General features: G+C 73.8%; 14 protein-coding genes and 1 pseudogene. 5 read left to right on the top strand and 10 right to left on the bottom strand.

Annotation, left to right across the window (positions count from 1 at the left end; translation table 11 throughout):
* Positions 1 to 91: 91 nt before the first annotated feature.
* Positions 92 to 385 (top strand): YiaA/YiaB family inner membrane protein, encoded by a 294-nt coding sequence (locus ACZ4QV_RS13650; RefSeq protein WP_467762909.1) that lies wholly within the window; start codon positions 92 to 94, stop codon positions 383 to 385.
* Here the strand turns inward: ACZ4QV_RS13650 and soxR are convergent.
* On the bottom strand, positions 366 to 863 hold the full coding sequence (gene soxR / locus ACZ4QV_RS13655; protein ID WP_361148113.1) for a redox-sensitive transcriptional activator SoxR: 498 nt from the start codon (positions 861 to 863) through the stop codon (positions 366 to 368). The two genes, ACZ4QV_RS13650 and soxR, sit on opposite strands and share 20 nt — an antisense overlap.
* Positions 864 to 918: 55 nt before the next feature.
* On the opposite strand from soxR, the gene ACZ4QV_RS13660 reads away from it, so the two are divergent.
* The 3 genes from ACZ4QV_RS13660 to ACZ4QV_RS13670 all read left to right on the top strand — a co-directional run bounded on the left by ACZ4QV_RS13660 (position 919) and on the right by ACZ4QV_RS13670 (position 6139).
* Positions 919 to 1668 carry a transketolase gene (locus ACZ4QV_RS13660; protein ID WP_467762910.1) on the top strand — a complete coding sequence of 250 codons (750 nt, stop codon included), beginning with the start codon at positions 919 to 921 and terminating at the stop codon, positions 1666 to 1668.
* A gap of 142 nt (positions 1669 to 1810) precedes the next feature.
* Entirely contained in the window at positions 1811 to 2713 is a 903-nt protein-coding gene (locus tag ACZ4QV_RS13665; RefSeq protein ID WP_361148117.1) for a transketolase family protein, read from the top strand.
* A gap of 180 nt (positions 2714 to 2893) precedes the next feature.
* Positions 2894 to 6139: an amidohydrolase family protein gene (locus tag ACZ4QV_RS13670; protein ID WP_467762911.1), complete on the top strand. Its 3246-nt coding sequence runs from the start codon at positions 2894 to 2896 to the stop codon at positions 6137 to 6139.
* 10 nt (positions 6140 to 6149) lie between these two features.
* Here ACZ4QV_RS13670 and ACZ4QV_RS13675 read toward each other — a convergent pair whose 3' ends face one another.
* On the bottom strand, positions 6150 to 7349 hold the full coding sequence (locus ACZ4QV_RS13675; protein WP_361592669.1) for a Gfo/Idh/MocA family protein: 1200 nt from the start codon (positions 7347 to 7349) through the stop codon (positions 6150 to 6152).
* A gap of 389 nt (positions 7350 to 7738) precedes the next feature.
* Here ACZ4QV_RS13675 and ACZ4QV_RS13680 point away from each other — a divergent pair, with 389 nt between their 5' ends.
* A complete protein-coding gene (locus tag ACZ4QV_RS13680) occupies positions 7739 to 9031 on the top strand; it encodes an acyl-CoA dehydrogenase family protein (protein ID WP_361148121.1) in 1293 nt (430 codons plus the stop codon).
* A gap of 158 nt (positions 9032 to 9189) precedes the next feature.
* Here the strand turns inward: ACZ4QV_RS13680 and ACZ4QV_RS13685 are convergent, their stop codons facing one another.
* The 8 genes and pseudogenes from ACZ4QV_RS13685 to ACZ4QV_RS13720 form a co-directional block, all read right to left on the bottom strand.
* Complete coding sequence (locus ACZ4QV_RS13685) at positions 9190 to 9798, bottom strand: GAF domain-containing protein (protein ID WP_361592665.1); 609 nt, start codon at positions 9796 to 9798, stop codon at positions 9190 to 9192.
* A complete protein-coding gene (locus tag ACZ4QV_RS13690; RefSeq protein WP_361148124.1) occupies positions 9795 to 10463 on the bottom strand; it encodes a GTP-binding protein in 669 nt (222 codons plus the stop codon). The genes ACZ4QV_RS13685 and ACZ4QV_RS13690 overlap by 4 nt, the downstream gene beginning before the upstream one ends.
* Positions 10441 to 10851 carry a DUF742 domain-containing protein gene (locus tag ACZ4QV_RS13695; RefSeq protein ID WP_206503149.1) on the bottom strand — a complete coding sequence of 137 codons (411 nt, stop codon included), beginning with the start codon at positions 10849 to 10851 and terminating at the stop codon, positions 10441 to 10443. Before ACZ4QV_RS13695 ends, ACZ4QV_RS13690 begins: the two co-directional genes overlap by 23 nt.
* A gap of 2 nt (positions 10852 to 10853) precedes the next feature.
* Complete coding sequence (locus ACZ4QV_RS13700) at positions 10854 to 11303, bottom strand: roadblock/LC7 domain-containing protein (protein ID WP_361148126.1); 450 nt, start codon at positions 11301 to 11303, stop codon at positions 10854 to 10856.
* Positions 11293 to 13302, bottom strand: a complete 2010-nt coding sequence (locus ACZ4QV_RS13705) for an ATP-binding protein (RefSeq protein ID WP_361592660.1) — start codon at positions 13300 to 13302, stop codon at positions 11293 to 11295. Before ACZ4QV_RS13705 ends, ACZ4QV_RS13700 begins: the two co-directional genes overlap by 11 nt.
* A gap of 373 nt (positions 13303 to 13675) precedes the next feature.
* Positions 13676 to 13861: a hypothetical protein gene (locus ACZ4QV_RS13710; RefSeq protein WP_361592657.1), complete on the bottom strand. Its 186-nt coding sequence runs from the start codon at positions 13859 to 13861 to the stop codon at positions 13676 to 13678.
* 15 nt (positions 13862 to 13876) lie between these two features.
* Entirely contained in the window at positions 13877 to 14206 is a 330-nt protein-coding gene (locus ACZ4QV_RS13715; protein ID WP_361592654.1) for a fascin domain-containing protein, read from the bottom strand.
* 323 nt (positions 14207 to 14529) lie between these two features.
* Positions 14530 to 14838: pseudogene (locus tag ACZ4QV_RS13720) on the bottom strand (hypothetical protein); the annotation flags it as partial.

The following is a 14838-nucleotide window of genomic DNA, read 5'->3' on the forward strand; positions in this document are numbered from 1 at the left end:
GCGGCGCGGGCGGGGGGGCCGCCGGGGGGGGGGGGGGCGGTGGGGCCCGCCCCCCCCGCCCCCCCCGGCACCCTGGCGGGACGCTACGCGCATGACCACTCCATCGATACAGCGGCCGACGACCACCGCCTTCTTCGTGCAGTCCGCGATCTCGTTCGGGCTGTCCCTGGCCGCCCTGATGGTCGGGATCGCCAAGCTGCCCGTGGGCGCCTGGGAGCGCGGCTTCCTCGGGCTCGGTCTGGTCTTCGTGGTCTCGTCGGCGTTCACGCTGGCCAAGTGCGTACGGGACCGGCAGGAGGTCGAGGAGGTCACCAACCGGGTGGACAAGGCGAGGATCGACAAGCTCCTGATCGAGCAGGACGTCTTCAAGCCGGGTCAGGTCTGACGCCCGGCGTCTCGACGCCGACCGTTTCGGGGCGGTCGCCCAGCAGGTAGCGGGCGCCCGCCCCGCTCACGGCCGCCGCGTCGCCCGGGTTGTAGAGGCCGCACTTGCGCAGGCTCAGGCAGCCGCAGCCGATGCAGCTCGACAACTGGCCGCGCAGCTCCTGGAGTTCGGCGATCTGCTGGTCGATGCGGCGGGTCCAGGTACGGGCGACCTTGTTCCACTCCGTGGCGTTGGGCGCGCGGTCCCGCGGCAGCCTGGCCAGCGCCGCGCTGGTCTCCTCCAGGGACAGCCCGACCGCCTGGGCCGCCCGGATGAAGGCGATGCGGCGCAGGGTGGCGCGGGTGAAGCGGCGCTGTCCGCCGCCCGTGCGCTCGGAGTGGATCAGGCCAAGCTGCTCGTAGTAGCGCAGCGCGGAGGCGGCCAGCCCGCTGCGCCCGGCGAGCTCGCCGATCGGGAGCCGGTCGTGGGGTGAGGTCATGCCCGCCAGAGTAGCGCTTGACTTCAAGTGGACTTGAAGTTGCAGGCTCTTTTCCATGACGCACACGACCCTGCACGGGACCGCCGCGCACGACGCCGGCTTCGGCGAACTCCCGCACCTGATGAGCCTGATGACCGGTGACGAGAAGCACGGCCCGGCCGCCACCTCCACCCTCGACGCCCTGTGGGTGCTCTACGACCGGGTGCTGCGGGTCTCCCCCGCCACCGCCCAGGACCCGGGCCGGGACCGCTTCCTCCTCTCCAAGGGCCACGGCCCGATGGCCTACTACGCGGTGCTGGCCGCCAAGGGTTTCTTCCCCACCGCGTGGCTGCCGGGCTTCGGCTCGTACGACTCGCCGCTCGGCCACCACCCGGACCGGGTGCTGGTGCCGGGCGCGGAGATCGGCAGCGGTTCGCTGGGGCACGGGCTGCCGCTGGCCGTGGGCACGGCCCTGGGCCTGCGGGCCCGGAACCTGACCGATCCGGCGGTGTGGGTCCTGATCGGCGACGCCGAGCTGGACGAGGGCAGCAACCACGAGGCCATCGCGTACGCGGGCGCCGCCGGCCTGTCCCGGCTGCACACGCTGGTCGTCGACAACACCTCGTCGAGCCACGGCTGGCGCGGCGGGATCGCCTCGCGGTTCGAGGCCGCCGGCTGGTCGGCGGTGACCGTGGACGGGCGCGACCACGAGGCCCTGTACGCGGCGTTCACCGCGCCGCATCCGGACCGGCCGCACGCGGTCGTGGCCCGGGTGGAGGCCAAGGAGTACTCGGGCGAGCCGAAGCCGAAGGCCGCGGCGGCCTGAGGCACGCCGCCCGGCCCCGTCCGTACGCACGGCTCCATGCCTACGCACGACCCCGTCCGTACGCACAGCCGTATCCGTATCCGCACGTCCCGCACCGCAGCACATCGCCGAGCACGCACCGACTTCGAGAAGGATCACTCTGATGGACACCATGCGCGAACGTTTCGCCTCGGTCACCACCCAGCTCCTGGACGAGGACCCGCGGCTGGCGGTCGTCCTCGCCGACATCGGCGTCGACGGCTTCCGGTCCGCCCGGGAACGCCATCCCGCCAGGGTGGTGAACGTCGGCATCAGAGAGCAGCTGCTCGTCGGGGTCGGCGGCGGCCTCGCCCTGGCCGGGATGCGGCCCGTCGTGCACACCTTCGCCAGCTTCCTGGTGGAGCGCCCCTTCGAGCAGGTGAAGCTGGACTTCGGGCACCAGGACGTGGGCGGGGTGCTGGTGAGCGCGGCGGGCTCGTACGACTGGCCGGCCGGCGGCTTCACCCACATGGCACCGGGCGACATCGCCCTGCTCGACACCCTCGACGGCTGGACCGTGCACGTCCCCGGCCACCCGGACGAGGCCGACACGCTGCTGCGGCGGGCCGCCGCGGCCGGTGACGACAAGGTCTACGTACGGCTGTCCGTGCAGACCAATGCGGCACCGCGACCGGTCGACGGGGCACGCTTCCTGACGGTGCGCGAAGGGACCGGCGGCGTCGTGCTGGCGGTCGGGCCGATGCTGGACAACGTCCTGGCCGCGACCGAGGGCCTGGACGTGACCGTGCTGTACGCGACGACCGTCCGGCCCTTCGACGCCGCGGCGCTGCGGACCGCGGTGGCCGGTGCGACGGCGGCGGACGTGGTGATCGTCGAGCCGTACCACGAGGGCACCTCGACCCGGCACGCGAACGACGCGCTGGAGCAGGTGCCGCACCGCGTCCTCGGCCTCGGCGTCGGCCGCCGGGAACTGCGCCGCTACGGACAGCTCGACGAGCATCTGGCGGGCCAGGGCCTGGACGCCCGGTCGCTGCGCGAGCGGATCACCGGCTTCCTCGCCCGGTGACGCCGGACGGCCGGCGGTCCGCGCCGGCCGCGGATCTCCGTCCCCCGGCCCCTCCTCCACCCCCGTGACTCGCCGAGGCGCGCGCCGCGGGGTGTTGACCTCGGACCATCGGTGCGTGACACGATCGGTCGGCTCGCCCCAGGCCACCGACCCACGTAACCCCCCATGGCTGGAGGACCGTTGGACACCACGGACAGATCCGAGGACGCTTCCCGGGCCGCGCGCCTTCCGCGGCCTTTCTCCCGGCGCACTTTCCTGCAAGGGACGGCCTCCGCCGCGGCGGTCACGGGCCTGGCCGCGCTGCCGGGACCGCTCGCCCCCGCCGCCCGCGCCGCCGAAGCCGCCCGTCTGCCGACCCTTTCGTTCACCGCCGCCACGAACGGCGCCGCCACCCTCTCCCCCGCCGGCGACCGGCTCGTCGCCGAGATCCAGAACGTCCTGTGGTCCGTCCCGCGCGCAGGCGGCGAGGCGCGCGCGCTCACCCCGCCGGACCTGGAACCGACCCGGCCGGTCTTCTCCCCCGACGGCAGCCGCCTCGCCGTCTGCGCCTACCGCGGCGGCGGCTTCCACCTGTGGACGCTGCGTCCCGACGGCTCGGACCTGCGGCAACTGACCGACGGGCCGTGGGACGACCGCGGGCCCGCCTGGTCGCCGGACGGCACCCGGATCGCCTTCGCGTCCGAGCGGGGCGGTGATCCGGTGGCGGGCAGCCCGTACCGGATCTGGGTCCTGGACGTACGGACGCGGAAGCTGACCCGGGTGACCGGGCTGGCCGGACAGCAGGGGCCCCATCAGGGCGGCGCGTGGGAGGACTTCGACCCGGCCTGGTCGCCGGACGGCGAACGGCTGTGGTTCGTGCGCGGCGCGGTGTCCGGCACCTCCCTGGACAGCCGTACCGTCGCGTCCGTACGGGCCGACGGCAACGGGGCGGTCGTCACCGAGCACACGGCCGCGGCCGGCACCCAGGCCATGGTCCCGGCCCTGGCGCCCGCCGCGCGGGGCGGCGCCCCCCGGCTCGCCTATCTGCGTACCACCGAGCGCCCCGGCGCCACCTGCGCCCTCGTCGTGGACGGCGCGGTGGTTCCGGTGGACGGTGACGTGGAGCCCGTACCGCCGCGCTGGGTCTCGCGCGAGGAGCTGCTGCTGACCGTGGGCGGGCAGTTCACGGTGGTGCGGCCCGCCGCGCCGGACGGCGCGGAAACCATTCCCTTCACCGCCGAGATGCCGGTCCGGCGGCCGCGTTACGAGGCCAAGGACTACGGTTTCGAGCGCACGGGCGTCCGGCCGGTGCGCGGCGTCCACCTGCCCGCGCTCTCCCCCGACGGACGCCAGGTGGCCTTCGCCGCCCTCGACTCGCTGTGGCTGGTGTCCGCTTCGGGCGGCCGGCTGCGGCGGCTCGTCCGGGCGGGCGCCACCCGGTACGTCCTCGGGCCGAGCTGGGCCCGCGACGGCCGTTCCCTGGTGTACGCGGACGACCGCGACGGGCTGTTCGCGGTCCGCCGGCACGATCTGGCGACCGGTGCGGAGACGGTGCTGGCCGGCGGGGGCCGGGTGCAGCCCGCGCTGTCCCCGGACGGCAGGCGGCTCGCCGCGATCGACATGTCCGGAAATCTCATCGTACGGAATCTGGCCGACGGCAAGGAGACACCGACCGCCCCGCTGGGCGGCGGCGGTGTGCCCGGCCGTCCCAGCTGGTCCCCGGACGGCCGTTACGTGGCCTTCTGCGACCGCAACCGCCTCAACCGGCGCTTTCGCGAGGGCTACAACCTCATCCGGATCGTCGACACCCGCACCGGCGAGGTCCGGCTGCACGCCCCGGACCCGGGGCACACGGTGCGGTCGATCGCCGACCGCTACGACTCGGGGCCCGTCTGGTCCCCGGACGGCCGGTGGATGGCGCTGATCGCCGAATCCGCGCTGTGGGTGCTGCCCGTGCGCCCGGACGGCACTCCTGACGGCGCGCCGCGCCGGCTGACCGACGAGAGCGCCGACCACCCGTCGTGGTCCGGTGACTCCCGCACCCTGCTGTACCTGTCGGCCGGCCGGCTGCGGCTGACCGGCCTGGACGGCGGCCCCGCGCGGACCGTCCGGGTGGCCCTGGACCACCGCGGTTCGCGCGCCCGGGACACGGTCGTGCACGCGGGCCGGTTCTGGGACGGCACCGGCGAAGAGGTGCGCGAGGACGTCGACGTGGTGGTGCGCAACGGCCGGATCACCGGTGTCGAGCCGCACGGCCGGGCCGCCGGCCGGCGCGCCGCCCGCCGTGTCGACGCCTCGGCGCGCACCGTGATCCCCGGTCTGTGGGACTCGCACACCCATCCCTGGCAGACCACGTACGGCGGCCGCCAGACCGCTCTCCAGCTCGCCTACGGCATCACCACCGCCGTCTCCTTCGGCGGCTTCTCCTACGAACAGGCCCGCGTCCGGGAGTCCGTCGCCGCCGGCACGCTCGCCGGTCCGCGGCTGCTGGCCTGCGGCGAACTGCTGGACGGCAGTCGCGTCGCCTACAGCATGGGCCGCGCCCACGCCACGCGGGAGGGCCTGCGCCGGTCGCTGGAGCGGGGCGCCGCGCTCGACTGGGACTTCGTCAAGACGTACGTACGGGCCCCCGGCTGGATCATGGAGGAGGCCGCGCGCTTCGCGCACCAGCGGCTGGGGGTGCGGTCCGGGAGCCACCTGCTGTCGCCCGGCGTACAACTCGGCCAGGACCTGACGACCCATCTCCAGGCCACCCAGCGGCTGGAGTTCGGGCACGCCGTCACCGCCACCGGCCACGCCTACCAGGACGTGGAGGAGATCTACACCGGTACGGACTTCCACCTCATCGCCACCCCCTTCACCGCCTCCGTACTGCTGGGCGAGGACCCCGACCTCGCCGACGACGACCGGGTGACGACCCTCATGCCGCCGTGGGACGCCGCGCTGGCGCGGGAGAACGCGGGGCACCGGCCCACCCCGAAACAGTTGGGCGACCTCAAGACCGAGATCGGCGTCTACCGGCGGGTGCTGCGCGGCGGCGGCCTCGTCGCCCTGGGCACCGACCAGCCGCTGACACCGGTCGGCCTGCATCTGCACCTGGCGCTGCGCGCCCTGCACCGCTACGGGCTCACCGCGGCGCAGGCCCTGCGCACCGCCACCGCCCTGCCCGCCCGCGTCTTCGGCGCCGACCGCGACCTCGGCACGCTGGAAGAGGGCAAGCTGGCCGACCTGGTGGTCGTGGACGGTGACCCGTTCACCGACTTCGACACGCTGGTCCGCACGGCGGCGGTGCTGCGGGGCGGGCGGCTCTACGAGCAGGACGAACTGGTGGCGTCCTTCCCCGCGCCGGACAGCCGCGCGGTCAGGGCGGCCGGGGCGGGCGCGGTGGACTGGCTGGAGGTCGGGCGGCAGCACCGGCGCGATTCCTGCTGCGGGGCGGCCGACTGAGGGAGGAGGCTCACCCCTCCTTGGTCTGGCCGCGCTCGAAGTAGTCCACCAGCTCCGGGTCCAGGGGCGGCACCTCGTACGGGGTGCCGCCGTGGCGGAGCGAGGCGGTGGCCCGGTCACCGGCCGCCACCGCCATCCGGGCGGCGACCGGTGATGTGTCGGTCGGCCCGCCGTGCCGGACGAACCGCAGGAACTCGTCCATCAGCAGCGGATCGGCGCCGCCGTGCCCGGCTTCGTCGTCCGCCTCACTGGCCGGAAGTTCGTACGCGGCGTCGGCGTCGGCGCGGTAGCCGGACTGGCGGGAGTTCCACACCCGTACCGAGCCGCCCGGCCCGTCACCGAAGTTCTCCAGGCGTCCCGCGTCGCCGATGACGGTGTAGTTCCGCCAGTAGTCAGGACTGAAATGGCACTGCTGGTAGGCGGCCAGCACCCCGTTGTCCAGGCGCATGTTGACCAGGGAGACGTCCTCGACGTCGATCCGCGGGTTCAGGCCGCGCTGGCTGCCGGGGGGCCAGTGCGCGTCGTGCGCCAGCCAGTCCTCCGGCCGGGGCTCCCCCGGCGCCCGGCGCATGCCGGGATCGCCGTAGACCGTCAGGTCACCCAGCGCCTGCACCTGCCGCGTGTAGCCGTTCGCGAGCCAGTGCAGCGCGTCCAGGTCGTGCGCGCCCTTCTGGAGCAGCAGCCCGTTGGTGTGCCGCCGCTCGGCGTGCCAGTCCTTGAAGTAGTAGTCGCCGCCGTGCCCGACGAAGTGCCGTACCCACACGGTCCGGACCCGGCCGATGTCGCCGCGCGTGATCAGTTCGCGCATCAGGCGGATGACGGGCATGTGGCGCATGTTGTGGCCGACGTACAGACGCGTACCGGTCTCCTGGGCGGTGCGCAGTATCGCGTCGCAGTCCTCGACGGAGGTGGCGAGGGGCTTCTCCACGAAGACGGGGAGGCCGGCGCGCAGCGCCTGGCGCGCCAGGTCCGCGTGGGTGTGGTCGGGGGTGAGGAGCAGGAGCGCGTCGAGGCCGGGGTGGTGCAGCAGCGCCCGGTGGCCGGCGAAGGTCTCGGCGCCGGGGAAGCGCCGGGCGGCGTACGCCAACGCGTCCGGGTCGGGGTCGGCCACGGCGGCGACCCGGGCGCCGTATCCCGGCCGGTGAGCGGTGCGCGCCAGATCACCGCGCATCCCGAAGCCGATGACGCCCAGGCGCAGATCGTCGGTCATGAGGTGCCTCCAGAGGCTGCCGGACTCCATGGTCGGCTGGGTGCGGGACCTGGGAACGAGGGGGCGGCGGGGGCCGGGGGCCACCGGTGTCGCGCCTCCCCTCGCCACCCCACGAGAACACCGCCGGACGTGCTGCACGCACCGTAAACCACAGGGGTGGTGAAGTGGTTCCGCGCGCTCCCATTGCTCGCATAAATGCACGGTGTTGATGTTTTATGCGCCGTGCAGCAGGTATGCCAACGGGTATTGCACGAGGTAAGCAACCCATGACGGTCCGGAACGGCGTGGTCGCAGACCAGGGCGACCGGCGGCGCACTTTCCGGGTGCGCCGCCCGGCAGGCAGGCGGAGAGCAGCACAGCGCGGGGGCGTTCGACGGAGGAGGCTCGTCTTGCATCGCTACTTCACCAACCAGCGGCACGAAGCACTCCGGCACCGGGTCAGGGACTTCGCCGAGAGCGAGGTCCGGCCCCGGATAGCCGAGATGGAGGCGTCCCGTACCGTCTGCCACGACCTGTCGCGCCTGATCGCCCGCCAGGGGTGGATCGGTGCGACCGTCCCCCGGGCCTACGGCGGCATGGGCGCCGGGCACCTGGCCAAAACCCTGGTCATCGAGGAGCTGTCCCGGGTGAGCGGCGCCATGGGCGCCATGGTGCAGGCGTCCCAGCTCGGCGCCGCGAAGATCATCCACTTCGGCAGCGAGGAGCAGAAGAAGACCTGGCTGCCGGCCGTCGCCACCGGTGCCTGCCTGCCGACCATCGCCGTCACCGAGCCGCAGTCGGGCGGCCATGTGCTCGGCATGACCAGCCGGGCGGTCCGCGACGGGGACGACTACGTCCTCGACGGCCGCAAGATCTACGTCGGCAACAGCCACGTCGCCGACCTGCACGGCGTCGTCGTACGGACCGGTGAGGGCTCCAGGGGCCTGTCGGCGTTCCTGGTGGAGGCGGACCGGCCGGGCCTGCGGGTCGGCGCGCAGCAGCAGGCCATGGGGCTGCACGGCTTCAGCTTCGGCGAGCTGTTCTTCGACAACTGCCGGGTGCCGGCGGCGAACCTGCTCGGCGACGAGGGCGACGGGCTGGCCGTCGCCTACTCCTCCAGCGTGCTGTACGGGCGGCCGAACCTGACCGCGGTGTCGCTCGGCATCCACCAGGCGGTGCTGGACGAGACCGCGCGCTTCTGCGCGGAGCGGGAACGCTACGGCAAGCCGCTGGCGAACCTCGGCAACATCAAGATCAAGCTGGGCCGCGTCCAGTCCCGGTTGCTGACCGCCCGGCTGGCCGCCTACCACGCCGTCCACCTGCTCGACCAGGGCCTGCCCTGCGACGCCGAGCTGATGAACGCCAAGCTGGTCAACGTGGAGACCGCCCTGGAGTCGGCACGTGACGCGATGGACATCCACGCCGCCTGCGGGCTGTTCACGGACCGCCCGGTGGAACGCTTCCTGCGCGACGCCCACCACATCTTCGCCCCGGCCGGCACCACCGACGTCCAACTGCTGCGCCTGGGCGAGCTGGCCCTCGGCACGGCCAAGGGCGAGTGGTCCAGCCGGCTGGCGAGTCTGGTCCGCGGGGAACCGTCGGACCTCACCGAGACCGAGGACGACCGGGCCACCGAACCCGCGGTCACCGGACGCCGCATCTCCCTCCTGCGGGAGCGGACAGAGTTGCAGCCGACCGGTTAGGGCCCGGCCGGGGGTGGCGCGGGTCTTCTTCCCGGGAGCCGCGCCACCCCCGGCCCGGGGTTCCCGCCGCCCGGCCCGGAATCCCCTCCCTCCGGCCCGGAGGCTCCGCCGCCCCCGGCCCGAGGTCGGCTCCATCCGTCCCGAGGCCCGTCCCGCCGTCAGTCCTCCTCGGCGCCCCGCTGCTCCATGCGGTGGATCTGCTCGACGAGTTCGGCCGCCATCGCCTTGATCGTCTCCAGGCCCTCGCGTCCCCACGGGCGGCGTTCCAGGTCCACCACGCAGACCGTGCCCAGCGCCATCCCCGTACGGTCGATGAGCGGCGCGCCCAGGTACGAGCGGATGCCGATCTCGTCCACGACCGGGTTGCCCGCGAAACGCGGATAGTCGCACACGTCCTCCAGGACGAGGGCCTTGCGGCGGACGATGACATGCGGGCAGTAGCCGTGGTCGCGGGCCATCATCCGGCCGGGCTGGGCGCTCGGCGGCGCGGGGCCCAGTTCGACGGGTGCCTGCTCGTCGTCGGGGGTGTAGAGGCCGGCGAAGTACTGCCGGTGCTCGTCGATGAAGTTGACCATGGCGTACGGCGCCCGGGTCGTGCGGGCCAGCTTGCGCGCGAACGCGTCGAAGGCGGGCAGCGGCGCGTCGCCGATGCCCAGCGCGCGCAGCCGGGCCACGCGGGCCGGCGCCTCGGGGTCCTCCGGGGTGAGCAGCAGATGACGCGTGGGGTCGTAGGAGGCGTACGACACGCGCGGGACGGGACGGGTCACGGGAACTCCGGGGTGGCGGCGGGGGCGGGGGTGAGCAGGTGCTGGACGAGCGAGACCAGGACCTGGGTGGACGAACTGCACTGGCGGGCGTCGCAGAGCACGACCGGCGTGTCGGGGGCGAGGTCCATGGCGCTCCGTACCTCGTCCGGTGTGTAGTGGTACGCGCCGTCGAACTCGTTGACCGCGACGATGAACGCGATGCCGCGCCGCTCGAAGAAGTCGACGGCGGCGAAGCACTGGTCCAGGCGGCGGGTGTCGGCGAGGATGACGGCGCCGAGGGCCCCGTTGGACAGCTCGTCCCACATGAACCAGAAGCGTTCCTGCCCCGGTGTGCCGAAGAGGTACAGGATGTGCTCGCGGCTGAGGGTGATCCGGCCGAAGTCCATGGCGACGGTGGTGGTGTTCTTGTCCTCGACACCGGCCAGATCGTCCGTGCCCACGCTGATCTGGGTGAGCAGTTCCTCCGTGCTGAGCGGCTCGATCTCGCTGACCGCGCCGACGAAGGTCGTCTTGCCGACGCCGAAGCCGCCGGCCACCAGGATCTTCAGCGCCAGCGGGAACGGGTCGGCGGCGAAGCCGGCGGCGGGCGCCGCGGGGGACGAGCCCGCGGCGGTCGGCAGCCGGGCGTCGGCCGCCAAGGCGTCAGAGCCGTTTGCGAAGTCCATGCAGCACCGCCTCCAGCAGGGCTCGGTCGGTACGGTTCGGGGGGCCTGCCCCGCAGGCGGACACCGGCACCGGCGCGCGGGCGGCGAGCGCGCCGCAGTCGACCAAGTCGGCCAGCAGGACCTTGGTGACCACGGCGGGCAGGCGTATGTGCGCGGCGATCTCGGCGACCGACACCGGCCCGCCGCAGAGCCCCAGTACCTGGGCGTAGTCGGGGCCCTGGCAGGTGACGGGCCGCTTGCCGGTGGCCATCACCATGGTCAGCAGGTCGAAGTGGGCGGTCGGCCGGGTACGGCCGTTGCTGACCGTGTACGGACGGACCAGGCGGCCGGCCTCGTCGTCCAGCCACGGGATCTCCCGGCCCGCTCTGCGGCGGCGCCGTACGCCCATGGTCAGCGACCACCCGCCGGGGCCTGCTGTCGCACCGGCGTCGCCAGGTAGGGCCGTACGCTCTTGACCAGCATCCCCATCTCGTAGCCGAGGACCGCCACATCGGCCTCCCGGCCGGCCAGCACGGCGAGGCAGGCGCCCGATCCGGCCGTGGAGACGAACAGGAACGTGGACTCCAGCTCGACCACGACCTGGAGCACGTCGTCGCCGTTGCCGAAGCGCACTCCGGCGCTGCGGGCCAGGGAGTACAGGCCGGAGGAGAGGGCGGCCAGGTGGTCGGCGCTGTCCGGGTCGAAGCCGTGTGCCGCCTTGACCAGGCCGTCGGAGGACAGCAGAAGGGCGCTGGTCGCGTGCGGTACGCGGTTCACGAGTCCGGTCAGCAGCCAGGAAAGGTCGGTGTGCCGGCTTGCCTGCAGGTGCGCATGTGCCTGCGCGTGCACGTCACTCACCATGGTCGCGGTCGTCTCCTCGGCGGGGTTCGGGCCTGTCGTGACCGGCGTCGGCGCCGGCCCGGTAACTGTCGTAACCGTCGTGGTCGGCGGGGCTGCCGTAGCTTTCGTCGGCGAGGCTGATGCCGCGCCGGAACGCGGCCATCAGGCCGGGGTCGTGCTCGGGTTCGGGCCGGCCGTCGCGGCGGCCGGCCGACGGCAGGATCGGCTCGCCGCGCAACTGCGGCACCAGGTGCTCCTGCTTGCGGCGGCGGGGCAGGCGGGGCCGGGCGCCATCGTCCGCCGCGGTGGGCGGGGCGGGCGGCAGGAGCACCGGGCCGGGGTCGGCGGCGCCGGGCGTGGCGGGGTGCGGGCCGTCGCCGTCGTGGGGGCCGGGGGCCCGGTGGGCGCCGGCGGGTGCCGGGCCGCCGGCCGGCGTTGCGGGGGCGCGCGTGCCGGCGTGCGGTGTCCCGGGCGCGCTCGGCCACGCCCCGTCGCCGTACGCGACGTCCTGGTACGCTCCGGCGGCTGCCCCGGCGGCCGGCGCTCCGTGCGCGGCGCGTACGAGCCTGCGGCGCGGTCCGCGCGGCGAGGCGGGCCCGGCCGGTCCGGGCGCGTCGTCGTGCGGGGCCCGGTACCCGGCGTCGGGGAGGGCGGGCGGCTCGGACACCGTCAGGGTGATCTCTCCGGAGTCGGAGTCCACATACTGCTCGCCCTCCCCCGGCTGCTCGGACTCCGGCCCCAGCAGGCCCTTCGGTACGACGAACACGGCCTGCACACCGCCGTAGATGTTGCTCTGCAGCCGCACCACGATGCCGTGCCGCCGGGCGAGCGAGGAGACCACGAAGAGCCCGATGCGCCCGTCGCTCAGCAGCTCGGCCACGTCGACGTGGTCGGGGTCGGCGAGCAGTCCGTTCATCCGGGTCTGCTCGGCCGTCGACATGCCCAGGCCCCGGTCCTCCACCTCGACGGCGAGGCCCGCCGTGACCAACTGGGCGCGCAGCAGGACATGGGTGTGCGGAGCGGAATAGACCGAGGCGTTCTCGACGAGTTCGGCGAGCAGGTGGATGACGTCGGCGACGGCGTGGCCGCGCAGGGTGCCCTCGATGGGCGGCACCAGCTTGATGCGCGGGTACTGCTCGACCTCGGCGATGGAGGACCGCAGCACCTCGGTCATGGTGACCGGGCGGCTCCACTGGCGGCGGGAGATGGCGCCGCCGAGGACGGCGAGGTTCTCGGCGTGCCGGCGGATGCGGGTGGCCAGGTGGTCGACGTGGAAGATCCCCTTGAGCAGGTCGGGGTCCTCGACCTGGTTCTCCAGCTCGTCCAGCAGCTCGATCTCGCGGTGCACCAGGGACTGCAGGCGCCGGGCGAGGTTGACGAACACCTCGACCTTCTGCTCGTTGCCGCTGGCGTGGCTTCGGGCGACGGCCACCGCGTCCACGACGGCCGTCTCGGCCGCCCGGCCCACCGCGGTCACCTCGTGAGCGAGCAGGTCGAGGCTGTCCCCCGGGGGCGGCGTGGCCGGTCCGCTCTCCCGCGGCTGGAGCCATTCGCCCTGCCGGACCCGGTCCAGCAGGTCGTCGAGGTCGTGCCGGCTGCGGGCACACACCTCGCGCAGCCGGGCGTGGCGGGCGACGGCGGCGCGCGCCTCGTTGTTGGCCGCGGTGCCGGCGGCCGTCACGATGACGCAGACCAGGACGCAGGCACCGAGAAGTACGGCCCACTCACGGCTGGTCAGCCCGGTGCCGCCGACCCGTACGACGAAGGCGGTGGCGGCCGAGCAGACGGCGGCGACCAGGAGGCAGGGCACGGCGGCGAGCCGTACCAGGCGGGTCCGTATGGCCGAATCGGCGGCTGTCTCCGGGAACGCGGCCCGGCCGTGCCGCCCGCCCTCCCGCTCCCGGCGCCGGGCGGCCGCCGGCGCGGGGTCCGCCCCCTGGGGACCATGGGGGCCCAGGAGCCCGGAGGGCCCCGGGGCCTCCTGGGTGGCGGAAGTCCCCTGGGGGAATGCAGCAGGCATCGGCGCTCTCCGGATCGGCCGTCGGCAGTTCACGGAGCACGCACGCTAGTTGTTGCGGGGGTGGGGTACCGACCCACTTCGGCGTTTCGCCACCCCGCGCCACCTCCCCCCGAGGGGGACGCTCGCACACCAGCGCGCTTCTATACGAACTTCCGTTCACCCACGCGCAGTTAAGAGCCACCGGGGGCGCTCGGCCGGGCGGCGGGCGCGACCACCGAAGCCGTCCGCCTCACCTCCGGAGAGACTGCCCAGCTTCCCGGGCAGGGATGCGGTCCGGCACGACAACCACACCACCGAAAAGCGGAAGATGCGACTCCGGCGACGGGTGGCGCCGGGGCTCCGCGGCCGGCCGGGCGGGCTGTCCGGAGCGGGCCTACGGGGCGGCCGGGGCCGTCCGCACCGCGTCCACCCGCTCGACGGTGAAGCACTCCCAGCCGCCGGCGCGGTCGGAACGGGCGCGCAGCAGGCCGTAGTCACCGTCGGCGCTGTTGACCTCGGTGCTGGCGAACCTGTCGTTCGCCTTCGACTTCAGCGCGAAGGTGCCGTCGGGCTGCGGCACCAGCAGGAACTTCTCTCAGGAGGTGATCTTCGCCCCGCGGTTGCGCAGCATTCCGCTGTGGCTTCCCGCGCCCTTGGCCTCGGCGCTGACGAACAGCCCGGTCGCATCGGGGCGCAGGCTCACGGTGCCGCCCTTGTCACCGGTGTGCAGCGTGAACTGCTGCCAGGACCCGGCCTGGTCGGCGTGGGCCCGGAGTCTGCCCTGCTGATCGCCGCTGCCGCCGGCTTCGACGGTGACGTACCTGCCGTTCGCCCGGGACTTCAGGGCTCGCCACTGCCCCGCGGACCTGTCGGTGTCCGCGCTCCCGGCGGCCTGCACCGTTGTCGCGGGCAGGGCTGCCGCCACGGCAGCAGCCCGCGCAGCGCGGCCGGCGACGATATGAGCCGACGCGCACGGTCTCCTCTTCCTGGTTCGGTCTGCGTCCATGGAGGTCCGGGCGCAGAAAAGCGGATTCTCCGTACGAGTCAGCGCGTCCCCGTCAAGGATTCCTGGACGGGGACGGCCGCGGCGCACCCGGCGCCCTGCTCGCTCACACACGAAAGCCGGGCACCTCTCGGTGCCCGGCTCCGCGGTTCGCGCGATTCGGGGGTCTGGCTGCCTCCGGCGCGAGCTGCGTCGTGTCGGCGACGGCGGGGAAGACCTCCCCCGACAGTACGGCCGGGCGCTGGTCAGGCGGCGGGCACCAGGGTGCGTTCGCGGGCCAGCGACGTGGTGGTGGTGTCACCGTTCAGGGTGAGGCGGCCGTTGGGCCACGCGACGACGACGTCGTTGCGGGCGGTGTCACCGCCGAAGGCACCGACGGTGGCCAGGGCGCTGGAGCGGAAGCTCGACTTGGCGGGGCTCAAACGGTGTTCGGACTTGAGCTGGTTGGCGCCGATGTTCTCGTAGGCGGTGACTTCGCCGTCGGACCAGCGTACGAAGAGGTCCTGGTCGCCGGTGGCCGGGTTGAAGTCGCCGGCCGCCAGGTCACGGGCGTG

The sequence above is a fragment of the Streptomyces sp. NPDC026394 genome, from assembly GCF_055567735.1.

What these genes read in the sequence shown, in the direction of transcription:
- ACZ4QV_RS13650 (WP_467762909.1), top strand. Translation starts at nt 92, where the DNA reads ATGACCACTCCATCGATACAGCGGCCGACGACCACCGCCTTCTTCGTG.
- soxR (WP_361148113.1), bottom strand. Translation starts at nt 863, where the DNA reads ATGACCTCACCCCACGACCGGCTCCCGATCGGCGAGCTCGCCGGGCGC.
- ACZ4QV_RS13660 (WP_467762910.1), top strand. Translation starts at nt 919, where the DNA reads ATGACGCACACGACCCTGCACGGGACCGCCGCGCACGACGCCGGCTTC.
- ACZ4QV_RS13665 (WP_361148117.1), top strand. Translation starts at nt 1,811, where the DNA reads ATGGACACCATGCGCGAACGTTTCGCCTCGGTCACCACCCAGCTCCTG.
- ACZ4QV_RS13675 (WP_361592669.1), bottom strand. Translation starts at nt 7,349, where the DNA reads ATGACCGACGATCTGCGCCTGGGCGTCATCGGCTTCGGGATGCGCGGT.
- ACZ4QV_RS13690 (WP_361148124.1), bottom strand. Translation starts at nt 10,463, where the DNA reads ATGGACTTCGCAAACGGCTCTGACGCCTTGGCGGCCGACGCCCGGCTG.
- ACZ4QV_RS13695 (WP_206503149.1), bottom strand. Translation starts at nt 10,851, where the DNA reads ATGGGCGTACGGCGCCGCCGCAGAGCGGGCCGGGAGATCCCGTGGCTG.
- ACZ4QV_RS13700 (WP_361148126.1), bottom strand. Translation starts at nt 11,303, where the DNA reads ATGGTGAGTGACGTGCACGCGCAGGCACATGCGCACCTGCAGGCAAGC.
- ACZ4QV_RS13705 (WP_361592660.1), bottom strand. Translation starts at nt 13,302, where the DNA reads ATGCCTGCTGCATTCCCCCAGGGGACTTCCGCCACCCAGGAGGCCCCG.